Genomic DNA, 24,560 nt, shown 5'->3' with positions numbered 1-24,560 from the left:
GATGTCTAGAGTTTGTGAATTAACAGGAAAGAAAGCGATGGTTGGGAACAACGTTTCGCACGCAATGAATAAAACTAAAAGAAAGTTTAACGCTAATTTAATGACTAAGCGTTTCTATATTCCAGAAGAAGATAAATGGGTAACGTTAAAAATATCTGCTTCTGCATTAAAAAATATTAACAAGAAAGGAATTTCTGCTGTTATTAAGGAGGCAAGAGAAAAAGGATTCTTAGCAAAATAATTCCTGACTAGATAAAATTATAGAGAGATGGCAAAAAAAGGAAACAGAGTTCAAGTAATTTTAGAATGTACTGAGCATAAAGAATCTGGACAACCAGGAACTTCTCGTTACATTACAACAAAGAATAAAAAGAACACTCCAGATAGAATGGAATTAAAGAAATTTAATCCAATCTTAAAGAGAATGACAGTTCATAAAGAAATTAAATAATTAAAGTTGTTGAGATAACAACCTATATAACCTATAGTCATGGCAAAAAAATCAGTAGCAACATTACAAACAGGTTCTAAAAGATTAACCAAAGCTATCAAAATGGTAAAATCTCCAAAATCAGGAGCTTATACATTCGTTGAAGCTATTATGGATCCAGATAGCGTGAATGACTTTTTAGCAAAAAAGTAATTCTTGTAATACAGTTTAAAGAAAAGCTACTTTCATTTTTTGAGAGTAGCTTTTTTTATATATTTACATGTTGTCACTCTGAGCGTAGTTGAAGAGTTGGGCGTTACCCTTTCCTGAAACAAGTTCAGGATAAACGGGTCGGGCTTTACGCGCTACACGGTAGCCAGCTTTAATCCCTAACGCGAAAGATGATCGTTAAATGACATTTTGACCGCATTTTAAAAGTGGTACAATTTTTAACGTATACCAAACGATTATAAAAATTATACATGAGTTTTTTAAAAAACATCTTTTCAAAAGAGAAAAAAGAAACCTTAGATAAAGGTTTAGAGAAAACAAAGACAAGTTTTTTTGATAAACTTTCTAAAGCTGTTGCAGGTAAATCTAAAGTAGATGATGATGTTTTAGATAACCTTGAAGAAGTTTTAGTGTCTTCAGATGTTGGGGTAAATACTACCTTAAAAATAATTGATAGAATTGAAGAACGTGTTGCACGCGATAAATATTTAGGCACAGAAGAGTTAAATCAAATTCTACGAGAAGAAATCGCGGGTTTATTGTCAGAAACAAACGTAGGAAACGAAACCGAATTTACCATTCCAGAAAACAAAAAACCATATGTATTAATGGTAGTTGGAGTTAACGGAGTAGGTAAAACAACTACAATAGGTAAATTAGCAAGTCAATTCAAAAAGAAAGGTTTAAAAGTTGTTTTAGGAGCAGCAGATACGTTTAGAGCCGCTGCTATTGATCAATTACAGGTTTGGGCAGATAGAACTGATGTACCAATTGTACGTCAAGAAATGGGTTCTGATCCTGCTTCTGTAGCTTATGATACAGTAAAATCGGGAGTTAATCAAAATGCTGATGTAATCATTATTGATACCGCAGGACGTTTACACAACAAGGTAAACCTAATGAATGAGTTGACCAAGATTAAGCGTGTAATGCAAAAGGTAATTCCAGATGCTCCGCATGATGTATTGTTGGTGTTAGACGGTTCTACAGGTCAAAATGCATTTGAGCAAGCAAAACAGTTTACCAAAGCAACCGAAGTAACTTCATTAGCAGTAACTAAGTTAGACGGAACCGCTAAAGGAGGTGTAGTTATTGGTATTTCTGACCAATTTCAAATTCCGGTAAAATATATTGGAGTAGGAGAAGGAATAGACGATTTACAGGTATTTAACAAATACGAGTTTGTAGATTCTTTTTTTAAGTAGAAAACTATGTCATTCCTGTGAATGCAGGAATCTTACAATAAATAAAAAACTCCCAATTTTGGGAGTTTTTATTTATTTTATTCTTTTACTATTAAAACGGATTCGGTACATATTTCACTTGACTCTCCAACACAATTAATTTCTCCTTTATTAAAATTATTACCAAATTCTATTACTAAAATATTTGAATTAGTATCTGAAACTATATTAATGTCTCCAGAAACTACTGTCCATTTTATACTAGGGTTTGGAATATTGGTTTTGTACTCGTATTCTACTGTACTATCAATACTTAATTGAGAATTTCTTTGAATACAACAAATAGTTCCATCTTCAGGATCATTAAGTCTTGGGTCATCACATATACCTGTTGTATCATCTGTTAGATTGAATTTTTGAGAATCGTTGTTTTCTGAACAAGAAAGCAACAGGATTAAAAAAAACGCTAGTATTAAATTAATTTTTTTCATAGATAATTTTTACTTAGTTATTTAACAATAATACAAAAAAAAATTAATTTATAAAACCATCAATCTCACCCCACAATTCATTATCAAAATTAGACAGCGCAAAATTATCTCTGGTAATGTTTAGTAAACTTTCATCTTGGGCAATTCCTGTTAAAGTAGAAGTTAATGTTTTACCTGCACTTGCCCAGTACCAAGAATCTGATGAGGTGTGACCGTTCATATACACTTCAACAACAATTTTTCCGTTGTGAAGTATCATAAAACTTTTGGTGTTCTTTTCTTCTAAATAATCTAACAAAGGTTGAAGTTGGCTCTGGTTCCAACCAAGTTCAGCAAAGGTTTTTGTTTCCCAAGTGTCTGAATTGATAGGAGGAAAGTACATTTCTTCATTTTGAGGTTCTTCAACAGGAGGATCGTTTGGGTCCGACGAGCAGTTTAAAAATAATAGTAAACAGCTAAATAAAATTAAAGTATATGGTTTCATTAGTTAGTTTTAATTTTTAAGACTCCAAAATATAAGAAAGGTTTAATTAAAACGTATCTTTGCAGTCCAAATTTTTGATATGCGTACAAAATCAACAAAGCAGAACAAAATCAACGTAGTAACTTTAGGATGCTCAAAAAATGTGTATGATTCTGAAGTGTTAATGGGGCAATTAAAAGCCAACGGAAAAAACGTTGTACATGAAGATGAAAATGACGACGGAAATATTGTTGTGATTAATACCTGCGGGTTTATTGGTAAAGCCAAAGAAGAATCAATCGATACTATTTTACACTACGCACAAAAAAAAGAAGCAGGTGAGGTAGATAAGGTTTATGTATCTGGCTGTTTAAGTGAGCGTTATAAACCTGATTTAGAGGCTGAAATTACCAATGTAGATCAATATTTTGGTACGCACGATTTACCGAATTTATTAAAAGTTTTAGAGGCGGATTATAAGCATGAACTCATTGGTGAGCGTTTAACTACAACACCAGATCATTACGCGTATTTAAAAATCGCTGAGGGTTGCGATCGCCCGTGTTCGTTTTGTGCAATTCCGTTAATGCGTGGTAAACACAAATCAACTCCAATTGAAGATTTGGTTACTGAAGCTAAAAAGTTAGCCGAAAAAGGAATTAAAGAAATCATGCTAATTGCGCAAGATTTAACCTATTACGGATTAGATATCTATAAAAAGCGTGCGTTAGCAGATTTATTAAAAGAGTTGGTAAAAGTTGATGGAATTGAGTGGATTCGTTTGCATTATGCGTTCCCAACTGGTTTCCCTATGGATGTATTAGAGGTGATGAAAACCGAACCGAAGGTTTGTAATTATTTAGATATTCCGTTACAGCACATCAATACTGAGATTTTAAAATCGATGAAGCGTGGTACAACGCATGAAAAAACCACTGCGTTAATTCACAAGTTCCGTGAAGCAGTTCCTAATATGGCAATCAGAACTACGTTAATTGTTGGATACCCTGGAGAAACAGAAGAGCAATTTCAAGAGCTAAAAGATTGGGTAGAGGAGATGCGTTTTGAGCGTTTAGGAGCGTTTCAATATTCGCATGAAGAAAATACAGGTGCTTATGTGTTGGAAGATGATGTTCCTGAAGATGTAAAGTTCCGTAGAGTGAATGAAATTATGGAAGTTCAGAGTCAGATTTCTTGGGAATTGAATCAAGAGAAGATTGGAAAGACTTACAAATGTTTATTCGATAGAAAAGATGGAGAATTTTATTATGGAAGAACCGAATTTGATTCACCAGATGTAGATAACGATGTAATTGTTGATGCTCAAGAACATTACATAAAATTGGGTGAGTTTATTGATATTGAAATTTTTGATGCCGGAGATTTTGATTTACACGGTACTCCAGTTGTAAAACAAGAAAGACCTGTTCCGTTAAATCAAAAGAGAAAAATTAACAACTAATAATAAATATAGAATCCTGCTGAAAAAGCAGGATTTTTTTATGCAATTTTGTTTTATGAAAAAAGCCTATTTTAACTGGAGTTCAGGAAAAGATTCTGCATTAGCATTATATAAAATTTTACAAGAAAAAGAGTATAAAGTTGAAAAGTTAATAACCAATATAAACAAAGATTTTCATCGTGTTTCTATGCATGGTTTGCATGAAAGCTTGTTAGTTACTCAAGCTGAAAGTATTGGTATTCCTTTAGAAAAAATTGAATTTCCAGCTAATGTAACTATGGATTTATATAATAAAAAGATGAAAGAAAAAACTTCTGAGTTGAAGGAAAATGGACTTGTAAACGGAGTTTTTGGAGATATTTTTTTAGAAGATTTAAGAAATTATAGAGATACTAAGTTGCAAGAAGTAGGTATTAATGGAGTGTATCCACTTTGGAAACAAGATACCAAACTATTAATGCAAGAGTTTTTACGTTTAGGTTTTAAGGCAATTACGGTATGTGTAAATGCTAAAAAATTAGGAAAAGAGTTTGTTGGAAGAATTATAGATGAAGATTTTTTAAACGAACTTCCTGAAAATGTAGATATATGTGGAGAAAACGGAGAGTTTCATACGTTTTGCTATGATGGACCAATTTTTAAAAATCCTATAAACTTTAAAATTGGCGATATAGTGTTAAAATCATATACATTACATGATGAAGATTCTGATAATTGTTACTCATCTTCTTCTAAAGATAAGATTAAAAATTATGATACTAGTTTTTGGTATTGCGATTTATTAACCTAGTTTTAAATTATTCTATTTTATAAAATATTTTCACCACATAGATACCTGATTATTACACATATTTATATGTTTTTTTTAGAAAAAATAAAAAAGGCATGATATATGTAAGGATATCTATTTTTTTTAAAATAGGCATTAGCTGTTTTATAAATACGCTTTTTATATTTATACTTGTTAAGCCTTAAAAATGACATCCAAACTATTATTAAAATTACTATAATATGAAAAAAGTATTATTCTTTCTAGTTTTTGTTTTATTTACAGTTTTTATCCAAGCGCAGTCGTTAAAAGATTCTGTAAATGTGTTGTATAAAAATTATTTTGAACTTCTGAAAGATGCAAAAAAACTAGATACTATAGTTTTAAAAGTGAATAATTTTGAAGAATTAATGGCTTCTAATAATAAAAAAATTCAGGATTTAACAGATGCTGAATTGTTTGGCTTACAAAAGCAATTAGAACAAAGAAGAAAGAAAATTATAAGTACTACCGAATTTGTATTTGCTGCAAATTCTAGTTTAAATGCAATAAAGCAATTAGATGCTACTAGCGATTATTTAAATCAGATATCAAGTTTAAATAACCCAGACAATACAGATTTAGGTTTTTCATTATCAGAAGAAATAACAACTATTCTTCAGCAAAAAATTATTAAAGGAAACAAAAAAATAAACGGAGTTAAAAGCTCTAAGTTTTTATTATTTGTAGATAATATTATTAAATCACCAATAACTCAGTCAATTACAAATGCTATTCCAGTTGTTAGTTCTATTAAATCTGTAGTAGATTTGGTAATTGGAAATGCATTAAAAGGTAAAGATGTAACCATTAACGATGTAGTAGAGTTTAAAAAATCATTACAAGTGTATTTAAAACACTATGAAGCCTTAGCCAGAGCACAATTAGAATTTGAACAAAACTTAGGTAATTTAGATGTTAGAAAAGAAGGTTTAGTATTATTATTAACACAATACACTACAGAAAGAATTCATACCTTAAACCCGAGTGTAGCAAATATTTCTCAAAAACAAAGTTTAACACAGTTAATAAATTCATTTTATACTAAAGAGAATATTCAACAACAAGTAGATGCAATTATTAGTTTACAACCCAGTAATTACAATCAGCATTTGTTAAATAACAAATTAGCGTATCCTACTTATGCATTGAATCAAGCAAAATTTATTAGAGATGAGGTTGAGGCATTGAGTAAAGAATACGTATCTATTTTTACTGCTTATCAAGTTTCTTTACAAAAAGTGCTAAACGACAGCAAAAGTATTGGAGATGCTACGAAAATAGATAATAAATCACATGAGTTAGAAAGAAAATTAAACGAAGTGAAGACAGCTTTTAATGATAATTTAAACATGTATAAGCTTAACGTAACGTTTAAAAACTTAATGGCTTATTAGTATTAAAATTTTTCAAAAACACCTAAACCAAACAAGGCAAAATCATATTTAACAGGATCGTTTTTATCAAACTCTCGCAGAATTACATCTAATTCCTGAATTGCTTTCCAATCGTTTTGTTTACGTTGTAAAATTGAAAGTTTTCGAGCAACATTACCGGTATGAACATCTAACGGACAGTGCAAATGAGCTGAATAATGTGAATTCCAAATTCCGAAATCTACACCCTTTTTTCCGTTGCGAACCATCCAACGTAAAAACATGTTAATTCGTTTGGAAGCAGAGCCTTTCATAGGGTCAGAAACATGTTTTTGAATTCTTGGTAAATGTGGAATTTCAAAAAATACTTTTTTAAAATTATGAATAGAGGTTTTATAGTTGTCAGAACCGTCTTTTATTCGAAGTAATTCTTCTAATCCACCGTGATTTTGATAAATGTTTTTGAGTGATTGCACAAAGAATTTAAAATCATCAGCATTAAAGGTTCTGTGAACAAATCCGTCAAAATCAGCTAAATCTTCCTCTGTATGATTCAACACAAAATCAAATGGTGAATTTCCTAGTAAATCCATCATTCTTGTAGCGTTGTTGATAATCATTTTACGATTTCCCCAAGCAATGCTTGCGCTTAAAAATGCAGCAATTTCAATATCTTCTTTTTGGGTAAATGAATGCGGAATTTGAATTGGATCACTTTCAATAAAATCTAAATTTTCATAAAAGTCAGCTTTTTCGTCAAGAAAATCCTTCAACTCATTTTTATTCATCTTTCTTCTTGTAGTGTTAACCGTTCTTGAATATCGAAGAAATTATTCAACAATAATTCCGTCCTTCATAGTTAGCGTTCTATCTGCCATTTGCGCCAATTCCTTGTTGTGTGTTACTAACACAAAGGTTTGTCCAAATTCATCACGTAATTTAAAGAATAATTCATGTAAATTTTTAGCAGAAACAGAATCTAAATTACCTGAAGGTTCATCGGCAAAAATAACCGAAGGATTATTTATTAAAGCTCTAGCAACCGCAACTCGTTGTTGTTCACCGCCCGAAAGCTGATTGGGTTTATGATCTTCACGATGTGATAATCCTAAAAATGCTAATAATTCTTTAGCTCTTTTTTCAGTTTCTTGCTTTTTTTTTCCTCCAATAAAAGCAGGAATACATACATTTTCTAATGCTGTAAATTCTGGTAAAAGTTGATGAAATTGAAAAATAAAACCAATATGATTGTTACGAAAGGCACAAACTTCTTTATCAGAAAGGTTTTTAATTGAAATTCCGTCCAAAAGCAAATCGTAATTTTGCTCTTTTTGAGGTTTATCTAATGTTCCTAAAATTTGTAAAAGTGTAGTTTTTCCTGCTCCGGAAGGACCTACGATGGCTATAATTTCTCCTTTTTTAATATGAAGGTTTACGCCTTTTAAAACTTCAACGTCTCCGTAATATTTGTGAATATTCTTAGCAACTATCATAAATCAAATTTCGATACAGCGAATGTATAAAAAAGAAACCAGATTAATTTTCCTTAATCTGATTTCTTGGGTTGGTAGTAGCTATATTTAATTATAATACATTTTTTAATTGATTATAATCTATAAAATAAACCAAACGAACTGAAAAAGTGTGTTGCATTTCTTGTTCAAATAATTTATTTAAGTTGTCTTTAAAATTAATAGTTGCAGGGGCAAAATCAGAGTCAGGGCTAATAGAGTTTCTATAAAAAGCTATTAACTGACTACCTGGAGCAAATTGCCACACATAGTTTAAATCTAAGTTCCAACTGTTAAAGTTCTTGTTGTAATCTCCATTAAAATCAGTATTTTCTAAACTTCCATTTACAGTATTCAATTCAAAAAACTGCTTGTAAGGAACTTTACTCCAATTGTGTCTGAATGATAATGATAATGATGATTTAATGCTGAAGCTATATTTTCCTGTCAGAGAATTATTATAAGTAGTCCAGTCTCGTAAACCAAAAATAATATCATCATTTTCCTCATCTACATAACCATATTCATTGTCTGATTTACTAAAACCAAAACCATAAATAAATGAAAGTTGGTTACTAAATCGATACCTAGGTTTGAAATTAAAACCATAATTTCTTTGATCTATATCATCAACTGTTTGCTTATTAAATGTATGCCAAAAGTCATAATCTACTGCAAACTTTTTTCTGTAATCTGAAGAACCCCAATGGTTTACATTTAACCTCGTAGGTCTTTCAAAATAAACACCACTAGTACTACCTTGTCGTGGTTCAAAATAATCTTTTCTTTTAGATGAAAAATTGATGTTTCCTCCAAAACCAAATCGTTTTTTTGTAGTTCCCCAAAACGAAAGTCCTGTATTTGTACTGGTATAAATACCTGATTTATGTTGAAAATTTATATCATACCACCAATTCATACCAAATTCATTGAATATACTTATGGGTTTTAACTGACGATAACCTACAAAACCATAAATACTTTGTTCATTATTGCTGAATAAAATACCCATATCATTAGGGTTATAATCTTTGTTTTCAAAGTAATAGCCAATTTCTCCACGCCATTTGCCGGCATGCTTACCTATACTTGTATCAAAAGCATATCCAGGTGTAGGATTGTCAAGATCATCACTTATATGAGTAGTTTTGAATGAGCCGTCAATATTATAGGTGCTTTTTTTGTCTTCTACGTGCCAAAGTAATCCTGTTGCATTGGCATCTCTAAAACGACCATTACGAGTTACATTGGTATTGATAAGTGTTAAAGCAGAGTTTTGATTAAACTGCTGATCTAAAACCAGAATATTATAATTGGCAAAAGGTTCTGCTAATACTTTGTAATTGCTTTTAGTTGTAATGGTGTCATTACCTGAAATATTTTTTTCAGTTCTATGTACTATAGCTTCATTTTTATCAGTAATAGCATTAAAAAAACCAATACCCAAACCGTTTTTTGTTCTTCCAGATACTTTTATGGCGTTTAACATTTGAACTTTTTCATACTCAATTTCTTCATTCACTTTTGTACCATTAATGAAGTCTTCATCATCTTGCAAATCTCTATCATCTGAAAATTGATCAATGGGTGAAGCACCAATTCTTCTTGAATAAAATAAATTTCCTTTAGTAAATAACTCTGTACCTTCTGTAAAAAACTGACGTTGTTCTGTAAATTGTTGTTCAAACGGGCCAAGATTTAACACTACATCATCAAAACCTACTTGACTAAAATCGGGAATTAAAGTAGCATCTAATGTAAAGTTTTCTGATAAACCGTATTTTAAATCCATACCTGCACTCCAATCAAATTCGGTTTCACCATCAAAGGTTTTTGTGGTTGTAGATGCATAAGGATATAAATTTAAACGTGTAGGAGGTGAGATGTTTTTAAAATCTTCAATTAAGCCATCGTATTGAGTCCAGCTTCCTTTGGTATTATCAATGAAATTCCAAGTAAATTGAGAGTTTAGGTTTTCTATTTTACGATGAAAATTGAATCCCCAAGATTGTATTTCTCTATTTGCAAATCGTAAGGCTCTATAGGGTATTTTCATTTCAACCGTCCAACCTTTATCAATTACCTTTACATCACTTTGCCAAACAGCACTCCAGTTAAAATCTTCATTCCCGTTAGATACTTTTGAATCGGCTTGATTTCCGGTACTTTGCACTACAAATTCAAAAGGATTTTGTCCGTCATCATTAGGATTGATAGTCACCAAGAAAAAATCGGCTTGCCCGAAATTATCTCGATTAGCAAATTCCATTAAAATTTTATCTGGATTAGGATCAAAAAGCATAGCACTTATGTAAATAGCATTATCATCATAAACTACTTTAACTTCGGTTTTATAATCAGCAGGTTCAGGAGCGCCATTTTCAGGTCTTAATTGAATAAAATTGTTAATTAATGGTGCATTTTTCCATGAAATATCATTTAAGTTACCATCAATTTTAGGAGCTTGTGTGGCACGGGTTGCGAGTACTTTTTTTCTGTTTTGATTAAGCTGTGCAAAAGTGTAATTGCTTAAAAATAAAATAGTAATAAAAAGAAAACCAGTTTTCTGCATGTTTGTTAGTTATTTACGGGGCTAAGATATTTATCTGAAAGTTAGACAAATCTTAAAATCGTGTTAATTATCTTAAAGACTTTTAAAAATTTTATTTGTGACGCTCTTAACATTTTTTTAACGTGTTAGGGATAGAAACATTTGTTTGAGCTCTTTTTTGTGAAAAAAAAGCGAGTGTGAATAGCCCGACTTTCTTATATTTTTTGTGCTTGACAAAAAATATAAGAAAGAAACACCCAAATAATTTATATTTTACGAGTAAAAGCCTTATTTTTTAGTTTGAATTTGTATTTTTGTTCGACTTAAAAAAACATTCTTATCTAATGAACTTACACGAATATCAAGGTAAAGAAATTTTAAGCAGTTTTGGCGTTAGAGTACAACGCGGAATTGTTGCAGATACTCCAGAAAAAGCTGTTGAAGCAGCTAAACAATTAACAGAAGAAACAGGCACAGGTTGGCACGTAATTAAAGCACAAATTCACGCTGGTGGTCGTGGAAAAGGTGGAGGTGTTAAACTTGCTAAAAACATAGATGAGGTAAAATCAATTTCTAATGATATTTTAGGAATGATGTTAATTACACCTCAAACTCCTGCTGAAGGAAAATTAGTAAACCAAGTATTAATTGCTGAAGATGTTTACTATCCTGGTGATAGTGAGCCAAACGAATTTTATATGTCGGTTTTATTAAACCGTGGTACTGGTAGAAACATGATTATGTATTCTACAGAAGGAGGTATGGATATTGAAGCGGTTGCTGAAGAAACTCCGCATTTAATTTTTACTGAAGAAATTGATCCAGGAACAGGATTATTACCTTTTCAAGCGCGTAAAATTGCTTTTAACTTAGGTTTAAGCGGTGCAGCAATGAAAGAAATGGTAAAATTTGTTACTGCTTTATACACTGCGTATGTAAAATCAGATTCTTCATTATTTGAAATTAACCCGGTATTAAAAACATCTGATGATAAGATTTTAGCAGTTGATGCTAAAGTTAGTTTAGATGAAAATGCATTATTCCGTCATAAAGATTATGCAGCAATGCGTGATTTACGTGAGGAAAACCCAATTGAGGTTGAAGCTAAGGCTGCAGGATTAAACTATGTAGATTTAGATGGTAACGTTGGATGTATGGTAAACGGTGCTGGTTTAGCTATGGGTACTATGGATTTAATTAAGCAAGCAGGGGGTGAGCCAGCTAACTTCTTAGATGTTGGTGGTACTGCAGATGCACAACGTGTTGAAACTGCTTTTGGTATTATTTTAAAAGACCCTAATGTAAAAGCTATTTTAGTAAATATTTTTGGAGGTATTGTACGTTGTGACCGTGTGGCACAAGGTATTGTTGATGCTTACAAAAACATGGGAGATAAAATTAATGTGCCAATTATTGCACGTTTACAAGGAACAAACGCTAAAGAAGCAAAAGAATTAATTGATAACAGCGGAATGGAAATTATCTCAGCTACTGAGTTCCAAGAAGCTGCTGATAAAGTACAAGAAGTTTTACAAGCTTAATATGTACAATTAATTCTTAGTTAGATATTAAAAAAACCTCACTGAAAAGTGAGGTTTTTGGTTCATAAAAGTTTTTATTGCTTGAGAATTTTTATAGTCTTACTACCAATAAGGTTTTTAAGTGTTACAAAATACAATCCTTTTTTATTTGGTAGATTAATATTAGTATTTAATAATTTAGAATAATTCTTTTCAGTAATAATCCTTCCTAATAAATCAGAAACAATAATCTTAACATTATTAATTTCATTATTTAATTTAATATTTATTTGTCCGTTTGTTGGGTTAGGGTAAACTACCACTTCATTCTTATTAGAAAAATCTTCAATACCTAACGCATTATTTTGACTCATTTTTTTAATAAAAACATCATAATCACCAGTTGATGTTATATTGGAAGTTCCTGCTCCAGGATCAAAATCTGCAAAACCTCTAAAAGAACCAACAATATAATAGTTATTTGATGAGTCTAAAGCAATAGAATTACCATAATCCATATTACTTCCACCAAAAGAGTTAGCCCATAAAAAATTACCATTTGTATCGAGTTTTTGAACAAAAACATCAATAAAGCCATCCTGATAAGGTGTTAAGTTAAAAATATCTGCTCCAGGATCAAAATCGGCTGTATTATCAAAAAAACCAGTAGTATAAATATTTCCATAATTATCTAAAATCATATTGCTAGGGTACTCTTCACCTATGCCACCAAAAGATTTTGCCCAAATAAAATTTCCACCTGTATCTAGTTTTAAAATAAATACGTCATTCCAGCCCTCTCCAGCAGTTAAGTTATATATATCATCATTTGGATCAAAGTCTACTATGTATTGAAACTGACCAATTACATAAATGTTTCCAGTAGTATCTGTATCTATTGCGTGACCATAATTTAAATGGTTATTATTTCCAAGGGATTTTGTCCAAATGAGATTACCGCTTTCATTAAATTTTATTATAAAAACATCTGTTCCACCTGTAACTTGTGCGTACCCAGTAACAAATATATTGTTTGAATTGTCTACAGCTATTGACATACCCCGATCATACGTATCTCCTCCAAAAGATCTTGCCCAAACAAAATTACCGCTAACATCTAATTTTAAAATAAAAACATTTCCATAGCCATTATCATATAACATGTGCGATTCAGCTCCAGGATTAAAATCTGTATTACTGTAAAAATCTCCTGTGATATATACATTTTCTGTATCATCAACAGCTAAAGAATAAGCATTATTACCAAATGATTTTGCCCATAAAAAATTACCATTGGTGTCTAGTTTAAGAACAAAAGCATCATCTCCTGCTGAGTATACATTAAAAGTTTCAGGTCCTGGATCAAAATCAGCAACTCCAACAAATTGACCAGTTACATAAACGTTCCCTGAATTATCAACTTTTATTGATTTGCTATAATCTTCATTAATACCCCCAACGGATTTTGCCCAAAGAAAATTTCCATCAGAATCTGTTTTTAGTATATAGATATCCTTATTTATATAAGGTTGGGTGGAGGTTAGGTTATAAACTCCTGATCCTGGGTCAAAATCTACAGTGCCTGTATATACCCCTGTTGTGTAGATATTTCCAAAGTTATCTATAGCTATTGAGTAACCTGCATCAAAATCGCTTGCACCTATAGTTTTTACCCATTCAAATGATTGACTAAAAGTAGTTAGGTTGTATAAAAATAGAAAAGCTGTAAGTAAGAGTTTTTGCAAGTTAATTTTCATAAGCACATTTATTTTAATAAAGGGGCAAATATATAAATTAAAATAATTTTGATGATTGCTTAATTACCATATTATTTGATCTACTATTTTTTTGAAATTAACTTAGTTTCAGTGTAATAATTAGAGTCTTTTTTCTTATGGGCTAAATTGAAGATTTTGACTTCTTTTTTGGTTAAAAAATTTTTATCTCTTGAGAAAAAGCAATGTTTAAACTAAAAAGAAGTAGTAGTAATAAGAACAATTTGTTCATGTTTAAGATATATTTTTAATAATAAAAAAAAATAAACTAAATTTTATTTAGAACTGTATTTATTAAAATTATTTAACCATTTTATTTTTTCCTTCTCATAATATTTATAATTGGTAAGTTTAATTTCATCTTTTTTGTAAAGAGGATGCCAAGACATGTAAAACTGACCATCAGGATGTATAATTATTGTTTCAAAAGTAACTAACCCATCAGAAAATGACTTTTTTAATATTTGATTGTAATCTTTTAGAAAAAGAGTTTTATCAAATTTACCAAAACCTTTGTCTATATTATAAAAATAAAGAAAGTTAAAATGATTACCTTTGATATTGTAATATTTTTTTTGCTTAGAGGCAGCTTTTTTTAAACTTTTGCTTTTTACTGAATAAGTTTTATCAGGGTCATTTCGACCTAACACTAAATGTTTTAACCTTTTATTATGTTTGGTGAGTTTAATTGAGCCATTCGGATTTACCTTTGGTAAAGTATCAATATAATGTATCAACCAAACTTTAGTAGTATCTAATTTAAATTTTTGATAATATAATTTGTTTAATTGTGATTTTTTTAAACTTCCTAACTTTCCATAATAATCTAAATAACGTAGTTTAATTATTTTTTTTCCTTCTTTTTCAGCCCATGTACGTGCAAAAAAATGAGAGTTTAGTTTTTCTTTAAATTTTTTATAGGTAATCTTATCAAAATTTTCATTTAAATATATGGTACTTTCTTGTTTTTTTTGAGAAAAGGAAGTAAGGTTTAAAAAGATTAATAAAATTAAAAGTATTGTTTCTTTCATAGTTTATTTTTATTGGTTTACTGAAATTTTTTTAAGAGTGTTTTTGTATTTAGGGTCTAAAAATATATCTATCACCTTATTATCTTTTATTTTAGTTATAACACCACCATTGTTATGAGCTTGTAAGTTAAAGTTACCGTCATAAATAAAAGATTGCGGTATCAATTCACTTTTGCTTAGCTTTTTTAATAATTCTTTGTTTTTATCAAAATAAAATTGAAAAGGCCATTTTCGGTTTTTAATGAGTTTTAGAGCATCTTTTTGATATCTTTTTTCATCTACTGATATAATAATTATTTTAACTCCATAGTTGTCTTGCCATTCTCTATATTGCTTTTTATAAAGCTCAATTTTTTGTATACATGGTTTGCAGTAGGTAGCCCAAAAATCAATAATAATGGGTTTGTTAAAATTATAAAAGGTTGTTGATGACACTCTGTTGCCATTAATATCTTTTAACATCACTTTATGTGGAAAGCTTTTACGACTTTGAGAAAAAGAAACAAAGCTTAAAAAGAGTAATAAAATTAAAAGTATCGTTTTTTTCATATTTAATTTTTTTTATAAAACCTCACTAAAAAGTGAGGTTTTTTGGTCTTAAGATAATTTACTTTATTATAATCCTGATAACCTATCTTTCAGGATTACTTTTTTTAAAACATAATACCCAAAGATTGAATCTGATTCAATTATAAAGATATTCTTGGAGTTTTGTAATAATTTTCTGGCTTTTGATATTTCTAAACCTATAAAATCTTTAGGGTATACTATTAAATTTTTTACTTTTTCTTTTTTTAATATTTTGGGTGGATTATCACCTTTATCATTCTTGTAGTAGAAAACCAATTGGCTGTCTTTACCTGTAGAATCAGGGATAATTAAATTAGTAATGAGTTCACCTTTTTCATTGAAAAAAATTTTTTTTTGAATATAGTTTTTGGTTTCAGGTAAAAAAAATGTTTGATATATTAAGCTGTCATTAGAAATATTATTACCATTTATTTTATTATTAATTAAAATACTTACATCGTATTTGTCTGACTGACTCAATAGATTAATATTTATTAGGATAAAAAATAGTATACTTATTGAAATTTTAGTATTCATTTTATTAATTACAATTGTTATTTAAATTTAATATATTATTTCTAGTTTGCTGTATATATATAAATTGTTGAAAATTAGTATTGTAGCTATTTAGATAATCAGCATATTCATCTGTATTTTCTAAACCTATCCAAGAGACCGCTTTAGAAATTTCTCTTTTCCAATTATTACCAAATAAGCTTTCAGCATTATTTATAAAGGTTTGATTTTCTGCATTCCAATCATGCTCACCATAAATCATATTTTCTAATTCTTGTCTATAAACATTAACATCAAAATTTAAAGTGTTAAATAATTCATGTGTCCATTGTTGTGTTAGTGTCCCATTTTGATTCATAGCACAGATAAGAGCAACAAATCGATCTTCAATTGATAAAGAATTTAAATTAATATCATTATAATTAATCCCATTAATACAAGTGACTGATAACTTAGGGTCTCCATTAGGATAATAGGTTAAATAGCCCGAGTCTTCTAGTGTATCGTAAATATAAGCATGTATTAATTCATGAGATAATGTTACCATTTTAGCTAAGTTAGAACTGTTTTCAATATTACTGCTAATAGTAATAGAAAATTCTCTTAAATTATCTGTATCTCCTTTTGTAATACCCCAATCTCCATTTTGAGGATCACCAACTTTGAATTTTAAGATATTTGAATTTGAACCATCGAAGTTTGTAAGCATTTTCTTATAAAAATTATCATTACTCTTTAATTTATCATGAATACATTTTGTTTTTGTATTTTTATATGTCTCATCAATAATAATTCCATTCTCAAAATCCACTTCACCGTCATTCATCAAAGCTTCAATGGCTAGTTGAGCAAAGTTTTGCGCTTCTTCTGAACAATTATTAGTTTGTACATAATTGTACAATGGCAAAATATTTTCACTTTCTAAAAAATTCTCTGCTTCATTTTTTATCCATGCTTCTTGTTCTGATGTTAAATTTAAACATTTATCTATTTTATGAAATAGTTCTTTTTCAGGAGAAACAACTACAATGGTTGTTGTATCGTTAGAAGAGCTTGAAGAACTACCACTGCCAGAACCACCGCCTCCTCCTTCAGAAGGATCGTTATCATTCGAATTCCCATTGCCTCCTGTTCCTAAAGGATTTCCTCCACCTCCTGTAGAGCAAGAGATATGTTGATACCAACCAGGTGTACTACAGGTTAACAAATCAGCACCAGTACAATAGCCTGCTTCACAATATTTAACCATCATTACCATACATATACTAGTAGTTAGTGGTGTACCATCATCTAATTCATCACTTTGGTCTTTAGAAAAAACACTTAATAAATTATCGTCTTCTAGAACTTCATATATAACTTTTTCATCATTTAAAAAAATCTCTTTACTTAGATTAATATTAATAAGTTCTTCTGCAGATAATTTGTATTTGATTAAAATGGTTTTATACTCGCCATCAGGCTGAAGCGAAAATAAAATGTTTTCTAAATATCCATTATATTCTGTGCGTTCTACTAAAAATGTATATGAATGGTAACCGTCTTGAGATTCTAAATATTTGCCTTGTTCTTTATTAATGGTAAAATTATAGTTTGTTGAACTTGTTTCTTTAGAAGCAGCATTTTTATATTCATTATTAAATAGTTGCATTTTCTTTTGTAAAACAGAATTGTTCACAACTTCATTGTATGAAATAGATCTAATAAAATAAGAAGAATTGTTTACATTTTGTTCGTTATAGCTATTTATAACTTCCTCTTTTTCGCAATTCCATAAGAATAAAGAAATTGTAGATATTAATAGAAGTATTAATAATTTAGCAATTTTAGTTTGGATAATTTTTTTCATGGCAAATTTTTATAGTTTTTCGAGAGCAAACCTACCCAAAAAAATGTGTGGGTACAACTTACAAATACCCTAAATATTGCCTCAGGGTTTACCCTAATCGTCTAATGGAAAACCCTGAGAAGCTTTCTAAGGGTTAACCCTTAAATGAATTTGTTAACTATTTGTATATATGTGTCTTACAGTTTTTCTTTTAAAATTTCAATCTCATCACGTAGTTGGGCAGCAGCCATAAAATCTAAGGCTTTGGCAGCTTCTTCCATTTGTTTACGTTTGTTACGTATACGTTTTTCTATTTCTTGTTTTGGTAAGTATTCTAAATCTTGTTCAGCAGCTTTTTGTGTAGCATTATCGTAATGATAAGACGTAATAGCTGATTTAGACAACGTGTTGTCTATTTTTTTGTTAATCTGCTTTGGTACGATTCCGTGAGCGGTATTGTAATTGATTTGTTTTTCGCGTCTACGATTAGTTTCATCAATGGTCATTTGCATACTGTTAGTGATTTTATCAGCATACATAATCGCTTTTCCATTTACATTACGTGCAGCTCTACCCACAGTTTGCGTTAACGAACGATGTGAACGTAAAAAACCTTCTTTATCAGCATCTAAAATTGCAACCAAGGAAACTTCCGGTAAATCCAACCCTTCACGCAATAAGTTAACACCAATCAAAACATCGAACAAACCTTTTCGGAGGTCTTGCATAATTTCTACACGTTCTAAGGTGTCAACATCAGAATGGATATAGCGACAACGCACCTGAATTCGGGTTAAATATTTAGCCAACTCTTCTGCCATTCGTTTGGTTAAAGTAGTGACTAAAGTTCGTTCGTCTTTTTCAACACGGATTTGAATTTCTTCTATTAAATCATCAATTTGATTTAAACTAGGTCGAACTTCAATTTCTGGATCTAATAATCCTGTTGGACGAATAACTTGTTCAACAAATAAACCTTCGGTTTTTTGTAATTCGTAATCTGCAGGAGTTGCAGAAACATAAATTACTTGGTTTTGTAGTGTTTCAAATTCTTCGAATTTCAACGGACGGTTATCCATGGCGGCAGGTAATCTGAATCCGTATTCTACCAGGTTTTCTTTTCTGCTTCTATCACCACCATACATAGCATGCACTTGCGGAATGGTTACGTGACTTTCATCAATCACCATTAAATAATCATCAGGAAAATAATCTAACAAACAGAACGGTCGAGTTCCGGCTGCTCTTCCGTCTAAATAACGAGAATAGTTTTCAATTCCCGAACAATATCCCAATTCTCGAATCATTTCCAAGTCGAATTCGGTACGTTCCTTTAAGCGTTTTGCTTCTAAATGTTTGCCTATTTCTTTGAAATAGTCGTATTGCTTCATTAAATCTTCCTGAATCTGATGAATAGCATTTTGCAATACATCTGGAGAGGTAACAAATAAATTTGCAGGATAAATGGTTAAACGATCTAGTCTTTCAATTATTTGATTATTTTCAATGTCAAAGGTTTCAATTTCATCAATTTCATCACCAAAGAAATGGACACGGTATCCGCTATCACCATAAGACGGATAAATAGTAACTACATCACCTTTAACTTTAAAAGTTCCGCTTTTAATTTCTACTTCAGTTCTTGCGTATAAACTCGTTACTAATTGATGCAAGAATTTGGTACGGGAAATTTGCTGACCCGTTTCAATAGGAATTACGTTTTTCTTGAATTCTGTTGGATTTCCAATTCCGTATAAACAAGAAACGGATGCTACTACTAAAACGTCTCTTCGTCCTGAAAGTAGGGAGGAAGAGGTGCTAATTCGTAGACGTTCAATTTCATCGTTGATGGATAGATCTTTTTCAATATAGGTTCCAGTTACAGGAATATAAGCTTCAGGTTGATAATAATCATAGTACGAAACAAAATATTCTACAGCATTGTTGGGGAAAAACTGCTTAAACTCTGAGTATAACTGAGCGGCAAGCGTTTTGTTATGTGCTAAAACTAGCGTTGGACGTTGTACTTCAGCAACCACATTGGCCACGGAAAAAGTTTTTCCAGAACCTGTAACACCAAGCAATGTTTGGTATTTTTCACCGGAATTAATTCCGTTTGCAAGTTGACTTATAGCTTGAGGTTGGTCGCCAGTTGGTTTAAAGTCTGATTCTAATTGAAAATCCATAAAACAAAAATACGGATAGCTTTTTTAATTAAAGCTATCCGTATGTTTATTTATAATTTAAACGAAATTACTTCCTCAGCAGGGAGAAGTGCCCTTTTTTATTTTTGATATTTCCGTTGTTATCGATAAGTTGTATGTTAAACCAATAATCGTTAGAAGGTAGTGGTTTTCCGTTGTAGAGTCCGTTCCATCCTTCACTATCAATAGGGAAGCTAGCTAGTGTTTTACCATGTCTATCAAAAATATAAACAGTACTTTGTGGGTAAAAATCGGTATTAGCTCCTTTGATGGTCCAAGTGTCATTATATCCATCATTATTAGGGGTGAAGAACTTAGGGAATTCAATGACTGAGACTTCAATTTGGGCAAGGCCACAACCGTTTTTATCTCGTACTAAAATGGTATATATTCCTCCTTCTAAACCTTCAAAATAGGGTTCGTCTTGGAAGTTTTGTACAATAAAACCTTGTTCGTTTTGAAGTGCAAATTCATAATCTCCTACACCTAAATTATTATCTTCATTATTGATAGAGATGGAGTTGTTGTTAGAATCATCTATAATAGTAATATCCTCTTCTTCAATAGAAGCGATGATAGATTCTTCTACAATAATAGTTCTGGTACGAGTACAGCCAGTAGTTGTATTGGTAGCAGTTATATGATAGTGTCCGCCAACATCCACATTTAATTGCTCTGTTGTACCCAATACTGTAGGATCTGTATCTTTTGTCCAGATGTAATCATACGTTCCGTTAGGATTTTCTACTTGTAAAACTACCGGAGGATTGTTTAAACATACAATTTGTGGAGAGGTTACCTGAAAATCAGGAAGTGGATTGATAATAATGTCAAAAAAAGTATCATCATTTACACATCCTGTATCATTGTAAACTACTCTTATATATATGCGTTGCGGATTGCTGATATTGGTATATGCACTAGTTTCTGTATCAGGAATTACATCTGTATTATTAATAGCTCCATCTTGGGTTAAGTGATAGGTGATGGTAAAATCATCGTGTTGAGCTACGGGGTAATTTGTTAAAATTTCCGTTTCTTTAGTAGTTAAATCGATAGTTTGAATAATACCATTGGTATCATCGCTATCATCATCATTATCACATTCGGATATGTTAGAAATATCAGTAAGTAAGATGTTAGGTTCAGGTTGCACACGGATAAGCAATGAGTTAATTCCATAACGACAACCGGTTACGTTGTTTAAAATACTAATCCATAGTGTTTCTTCTCCTATATTGTCGGTTACCGTAGTGGTAAGAGGGTTGTTGTCATAACTAATTTTATTTACCGGATTCACACCGTCAATAGCATCCTGTTGTGATGTGTGATAGCTAACCTCAAACTGAGCAGGATCTCTACCGTCAAGGATTTCAGCATCTTTTACACTTAAATCGATTTGTTGTTCTAATCCATTACGTGTGTCATTATCAACAGCACCGGTATCACATACTTCAAGAGGCTGAATTGTATTGTTGATAGTAGGTAGTGGATTTATAACAATATCAAACGATAGATGATCGTTAAAACAAGCTGTTGTATTGTTTTCAATTCTTACATATATGGTTTGTGTACTAACATCTCCAACAGTAAAACCTGCAGGAGCAGTATTTCTGAAGTTGGTGTCATTAGTAATAGGGTTGTTGCCCACATTTGCATCAGTTGAAGAAGTGTAAAAAGTAATGGTATAGTCTGCAGGGTTTTGAGTTCCTAAGATACCTGAGTTTTGTGTTGTTAAATCGATACCGACATTTTCTCCATCAGTATAACTTCCACTATCAAAATCATCACAGAGGGTAATGTTGTTAACAGGATTAGCTTCGGGAACGGGTTGCGCTAAGATATAGAGTTGACCAATACCTGTACAATCATTGTTTACTGTATTTATAATTTTAATGTAAATAGGTTGTTGTGTTGTAGCAGGAACATTCGTATTTCTGTAATTTGCTAAATCGGTTATTTGATTGATAACCGCATCTCTATCGGCTATAGTTTCAAAGAAAAGTATGTCTAGATCTTGTTGGATAGTCACAGGAAAAAGTGCTTTTACTTCATTTTCAGCATCGCTGATGTCAAAATAAGAAATACCATCGGTATCGTTATTATTAGCAGTATCATTTCCGTCAGTATCTAAGAAGTCGTCACATACTTGAAAAAGCCTGTCGTAAGCTACATCACCTGCATAGGAAACAGTAATATCTAGCTGAGAAATACGATAACATCCTTGTGAAGTAATGGTTCTTATCCATACGCTATCTCCGTCAGAAACATTGTAGGAATAGGTGTTGGTAATAGCATTGGTGTCAGCAATTGCATCTGCTTGTGTTGGATAGTAGATGAAAGTTTCGTTGGTATAATCGGCTGAAATATTGATTTCTGCTTGTGTTAAATTGACGTTTGTATTTAAATCGGCATCTGTATCACACTGAGTAAGTTGTGCAGGGTCATTGGTAATAACTGGTAGCGGATTTACAATTAAATTGAATGGTTCAAAGGTAGTACCGTTTTCAGAAACAGCACTACAATTGGGATTATCTACATTCTCCACACGTACAAAAATGGTTTGCTGGTTTGCTGTGGTATTACGGTAAGGGTTGTTTTTATCAATTACATCTGTAAGAGCATCGGTTTGCGCTCCAGTAAGTGTTGTGTGGTAGGAAACAGAATATTGAGTAGGAGATAGGCTTCCTAGTACTTCAATATCTTTAGTAGACAAAATAAAATTATTGAAAAATCCATCAGTATCTCCTCCATTAGCAGTATCATCACATTCAGCATAGTCGGTTGGTTGAGAGGGTTGAGGATATCCTGTAACTACTAAATTAAACTGTGTGGTATCATAGCAAGCATCGGGAGCATCAATATTATGGATACGAGCAAAAATGGTTTGTGAGCTGAATGCTGAGGGATTTGTATATGGATTAGGTAATGCGTTAGCCGTAACGTTATTATCTGCATCTGCTTGAGTTAAGAAATACAATACTTCAAATTGAGCAGAATCTTGAGTGCCTAATACTTGAGGAGTAACATCTGCTTGTAAATCAAAAATGTTGAAGCCGTCTCCATCAGTGTCGCAAAAACTAATATCACTCGGTAAGCCAGCAGTTGCTGGCTGATAAACACCAATATTAAAAGTTCCTTCAAGTTTTGTTTGGTTACCACAATCATCCGTTAAAGTGACTGTAAGTAAATAAGCTCCATTGTTGCTTGTGTCTAAGTTATTTAGAGTTAAGTTGGAAGTATTTGAAATTGCCGTTATGGTTGATCCATTGTCAAAAGTCCACTCATAGTTAATATTACTACCAGTTACAGTTTCAGGTGAAATGTTTATAGATTCTCCGATGCAATATTGAAGGTCTTGATTGTTAATTACTTCATTAGTAGCTAAATCGACTATTTGTATAGGAAGTAATAGAGAAGATATAAACGGGGGCAACCCTTGTGTTGATAGTTTCCCTTGAAGATCAACTGCTTTTTTTGTAAAAATAACATCCGCAGCATTAGCATTTGGATTTTCAATAACATCTAAAAATTCCGAATCACCAGAAGGATCATCATACGCAAGAGGTATAGTAGCATATATTTTACTATCTGGACCTAACTGTAAAGCACCTCTAAAACCTGGGATTTGTTGATGTATTAAAAATTTGCTAGCAGTAATATTTGTTTGATTTAAATCAAATTGAAAAAGTCTGTAAGTAGTAGGAGGATCAAACATTGTTTGCCTGAATCCTTCAACAGTAGAAATATATAATTTTTTTGAATCTACAGAAAACTCAACTCCATATGGCTCTCCATCGCCAAAGCTGGTAAGATTTATTACTCTATTTCCAACTTCCCCAGTAGTTGAACTAAAATCATATAACAATGATGTGGAAGATTGATTAGCAACAGCAAGCCTTGTTCCATCAGGAGATAATTTTAAATATCCTCTTCTAGTTATAAACTCATTAACTGTGGAAATAATAGGATTTAAACTCACACCAGAGGCATCAATTTTAAAGGCATAGAATTGATTTTGTACAGCGGAAACAACCCAATAGGTATTACATTCACTACCTCTTACTGCAGCAACTTTTTCTGTCCAATCACTTTCTCTTCCATTAGATAAATTTTTAAAAAAAACACCATCTCCATCTTCATCAATTAATTCGCCTAATCCTCCGTTTAAGCTTATATCAATAGTGTATAGATTTAAACCATTACTAATACCATCTGATCCTGGGCCATCATCTACGGTAAATAAGTAATATATATTTGCTGACCCAGGTCTAGGAATAATCATCCCAGACTGAGTACTTGAAGGGTGTCCTTTTAAATCGTTGGCTAAATTCCCATTAGAATATCTCATTACTGTATGATTTCTATCCCATACAGTTATTCCATCAGAATAAAATAATAGGTTTCCATTTTCATCAGAGAAAGAAGAACACCCTTCTAAAGTGTTTAATTGGCTGTTTGATAATGAAGTAGGTGTGCCTGAGTTAAAATCTATTCCTGCATTTCTACCAAAGTACCATACATTAGCTTGCTTTTGTGAAAAAGCTAAAAAAGTTGAAAAAAGTAGTGTTAAAAGAGTAAGTTTTTTCATGAAATTTTTGATTGACGA

General features: G+C 31.3%; 20 protein-coding genes. 8 read left to right on the top strand and 12 right to left on the bottom strand.

Features of this window, described 5'->3' with window-relative positions; translation table 11 throughout:
• Position 1: 1 nt before the first annotated feature.
• The 4 genes from rpmB to ftsY all read left to right on the top strand — a co-directional run bounded on the left by rpmB (position 2) and on the right by ftsY (position 1,866).
• Positions 2-241 carry a 50S ribosomal protein L28 gene (gene rpmB, locus SLH33_RS03885; RefSeq protein ID WP_320417762.1) on the top strand — a complete coding sequence of 80 codons (240 nt, stop codon included), beginning with the start codon at positions 2-4 and terminating at the stop codon, positions 239-241.
• A gap of 27 nt (positions 242-268) precedes the next feature.
• Positions 269-451 carry a 50S ribosomal protein L33 gene (gene rpmG / locus SLH33_RS03880; RefSeq protein WP_154194477.1) on the top strand — a complete coding sequence of 61 codons (183 nt, stop codon included), beginning with the start codon at positions 269-271 and terminating at the stop codon, positions 449-451.
• Between the two features lie 39 nt (positions 452-490).
• On the top strand, positions 491-643 hold the full coding sequence (locus SLH33_RS03875; RefSeq protein WP_320417761.1) for a DUF4295 domain-containing protein: 153 nt from the start codon (positions 491-493) through the stop codon (positions 641-643).
• A 269-nt stretch (positions 644-912) separates the two neighbouring features.
• A complete protein-coding gene (gene ftsY / locus SLH33_RS03870; RefSeq protein WP_320417760.1) occupies positions 913-1,866 on the top strand; it encodes a signal recognition particle-docking protein FtsY in 954 nt (317 codons plus the stop codon).
• Between the two features lie 77 nt (positions 1,867-1,943).
• On the opposite strand, the gene SLH33_RS03865 is transcribed toward ftsY, so the two are convergent.
• Together SLH33_RS03865 and SLH33_RS03860 are read right to left on the bottom strand one after the other, a co-directional pair.
• Positions 1,944-2,336: a hypothetical protein gene (locus tag SLH33_RS03865; protein WP_320417759.1), complete on the bottom strand. Its 393-nt coding sequence runs from the start codon at positions 2,334-2,336 to the stop codon at positions 1,944-1,946.
• A 43-nt stretch (positions 2,337-2,379) separates the two neighbouring features.
• Complete coding sequence (locus SLH33_RS03860; protein WP_320417758.1) at positions 2,380-2,820, bottom strand: hypothetical protein; 441 nt, start codon at positions 2,818-2,820, stop codon at positions 2,380-2,382.
• A gap of 79 nt (positions 2,821-2,899) precedes the next feature.
• Here SLH33_RS03860 and rimO point away from each other — a divergent pair, with 79 nt between their 5' ends.
• The 3 genes from rimO to SLH33_RS03845 all read left to right on the top strand — a co-directional run bounded on the left by rimO (position 2,900) and on the right by SLH33_RS03845 (position 6,466).
• Entirely contained in the window at positions 2,900-4,261 is a 1,362-nt protein-coding gene (gene rimO, locus SLH33_RS03855) for a 30S ribosomal protein S12 methylthiotransferase RimO (RefSeq protein ID WP_320417757.1), read from the top strand.
• 55 nt (positions 4,262-4,316) lie between these two features.
• Positions 4,317-5,051 (top strand): diphthine--ammonia ligase, encoded by a 735-nt coding sequence (locus SLH33_RS03850; protein WP_320417756.1) that lies wholly within the window; start codon positions 4,317-4,319, stop codon positions 5,049-5,051.
• Positions 5,052-5,272: 221 nt separating this feature from the next.
• Positions 5,273-6,466: a hypothetical protein gene (locus tag SLH33_RS03845; protein ID WP_320417755.1), complete on the top strand. Its 1,194-nt coding sequence runs from the start codon at positions 5,273-5,275 to the stop codon at positions 6,464-6,466.
• 2 nt (positions 6,467-6,468) lie between these two features.
• Here the strand turns inward: SLH33_RS03845 and SLH33_RS03840 are convergent, their stop codons facing one another.
• The 3 genes from SLH33_RS03840 to SLH33_RS03830 form a co-directional block, all read right to left on the bottom strand.
• Positions 6,469-7,233 (bottom strand): TIGR02757 family protein, encoded by a 765-nt coding sequence (locus SLH33_RS03840; RefSeq protein ID WP_320417754.1) that lies wholly within the window; start codon positions 7,231-7,233, stop codon positions 6,469-6,471.
• Between the two features lie 42 nt (positions 7,234-7,275).
• On the bottom strand, positions 7,276-7,938 hold the full coding sequence (locus SLH33_RS03835; protein WP_320417753.1) for an ABC transporter ATP-binding protein: 663 nt from the start codon (positions 7,936-7,938) through the stop codon (positions 7,276-7,278).
• 91 nt (positions 7,939-8,029) lie between these two features.
• Entirely contained in the window at positions 8,030-10,528 is a 2,499-nt protein-coding gene (locus SLH33_RS03830) for a DUF5916 domain-containing protein (protein WP_320417752.1), read from the bottom strand.
• A 323-nt stretch (positions 10,529-10,851) separates the two neighbouring features.
• On the opposite strand from SLH33_RS03830, the gene sucC reads away from it, so the two are divergent.
• Positions 10,852-12,048, top strand: a complete 1,197-nt coding sequence (gene sucC, locus SLH33_RS03825) for an ADP-forming succinate--CoA ligase subunit beta (protein ID WP_320417751.1) — start codon at positions 10,852-10,854, stop codon at positions 12,046-12,048.
• A 74-nt stretch (positions 12,049-12,122) separates the two neighbouring features.
• On the opposite strand, the gene SLH33_RS03820 is transcribed toward sucC, so the two are convergent.
• The 7 genes from SLH33_RS03820 to SLH33_RS03790 form a co-directional block, all read right to left on the bottom strand.
• Positions 12,123-13,784, bottom strand: coding sequence for an SBBP repeat-containing protein (locus SLH33_RS03820; protein ID WP_320417750.1), 1,662 nt, complete (start codon positions 13,782-13,784; stop codon positions 12,123-12,125).
• A 293-nt stretch (positions 13,785-14,077) separates the two neighbouring features.
• The gene (locus tag SLH33_RS03815; RefSeq protein WP_320417749.1) at positions 14,078-14,833 is read right to left on the bottom strand and encodes a hypothetical protein; all 756 of its coding nucleotides are present in this window, start codon (positions 14,831-14,833) and stop codon (positions 14,078-14,080) included.
• A 9-nt stretch (positions 14,834-14,842) separates the two neighbouring features.
• Positions 14,843-15,382 (bottom strand): TlpA disulfide reductase family protein, encoded by a 540-nt coding sequence (locus tag SLH33_RS03810; protein ID WP_320417748.1) that lies wholly within the window; start codon positions 15,380-15,382, stop codon positions 14,843-14,845.
• Between the two features lie 66 nt (positions 15,383-15,448).
• Positions 15,449-15,940, bottom strand: a complete 492-nt coding sequence (locus SLH33_RS03805) for a hypothetical protein (RefSeq protein WP_320417747.1) — start codon at positions 15,938-15,940, stop codon at positions 15,449-15,451.
• A gap of 4 nt (positions 15,941-15,944) precedes the next feature.
• On the bottom strand, positions 15,945-17,768 hold the full coding sequence (locus SLH33_RS03800) for a hypothetical protein (protein ID WP_320417746.1): 1,824 nt from the start codon (positions 17,766-17,768) through the stop codon (positions 15,945-15,947).
• Between the two features lie 176 nt (positions 17,769-17,944).
• A complete protein-coding gene (gene uvrB / locus SLH33_RS03795) occupies positions 17,945-19,933 on the bottom strand; it encodes an excinuclease ABC subunit UvrB (RefSeq protein WP_320417745.1) in 1,989 nt (662 codons plus the stop codon).
• Between the two features lie 67 nt (positions 19,934-20,000).
• The gene (locus tag SLH33_RS03790) at positions 20,001-24,542 is read right to left on the bottom strand and encodes a T9SS type B sorting domain-containing protein (protein WP_320417744.1); all 4,542 of its coding nucleotides are present in this window, start codon (positions 24,540-24,542) and stop codon (positions 20,001-20,003) included.
• Between the last annotated feature and the right edge of the window lie 18 nt (positions 24,543-24,560).

Origin of the sequence: Tenacibaculum sp. IB213877 (assembly GCF_034043975.1) — a bacterium.
Taxonomy (GTDB): domain Bacteria; phylum Bacteroidota; class Bacteroidia; order Flavobacteriales; family Flavobacteriaceae; genus Polaribacter.
Note: the sequence above shows the minus strand (reverse complement) of the source record. Positions and strands in the feature narration are given on the sequence as shown.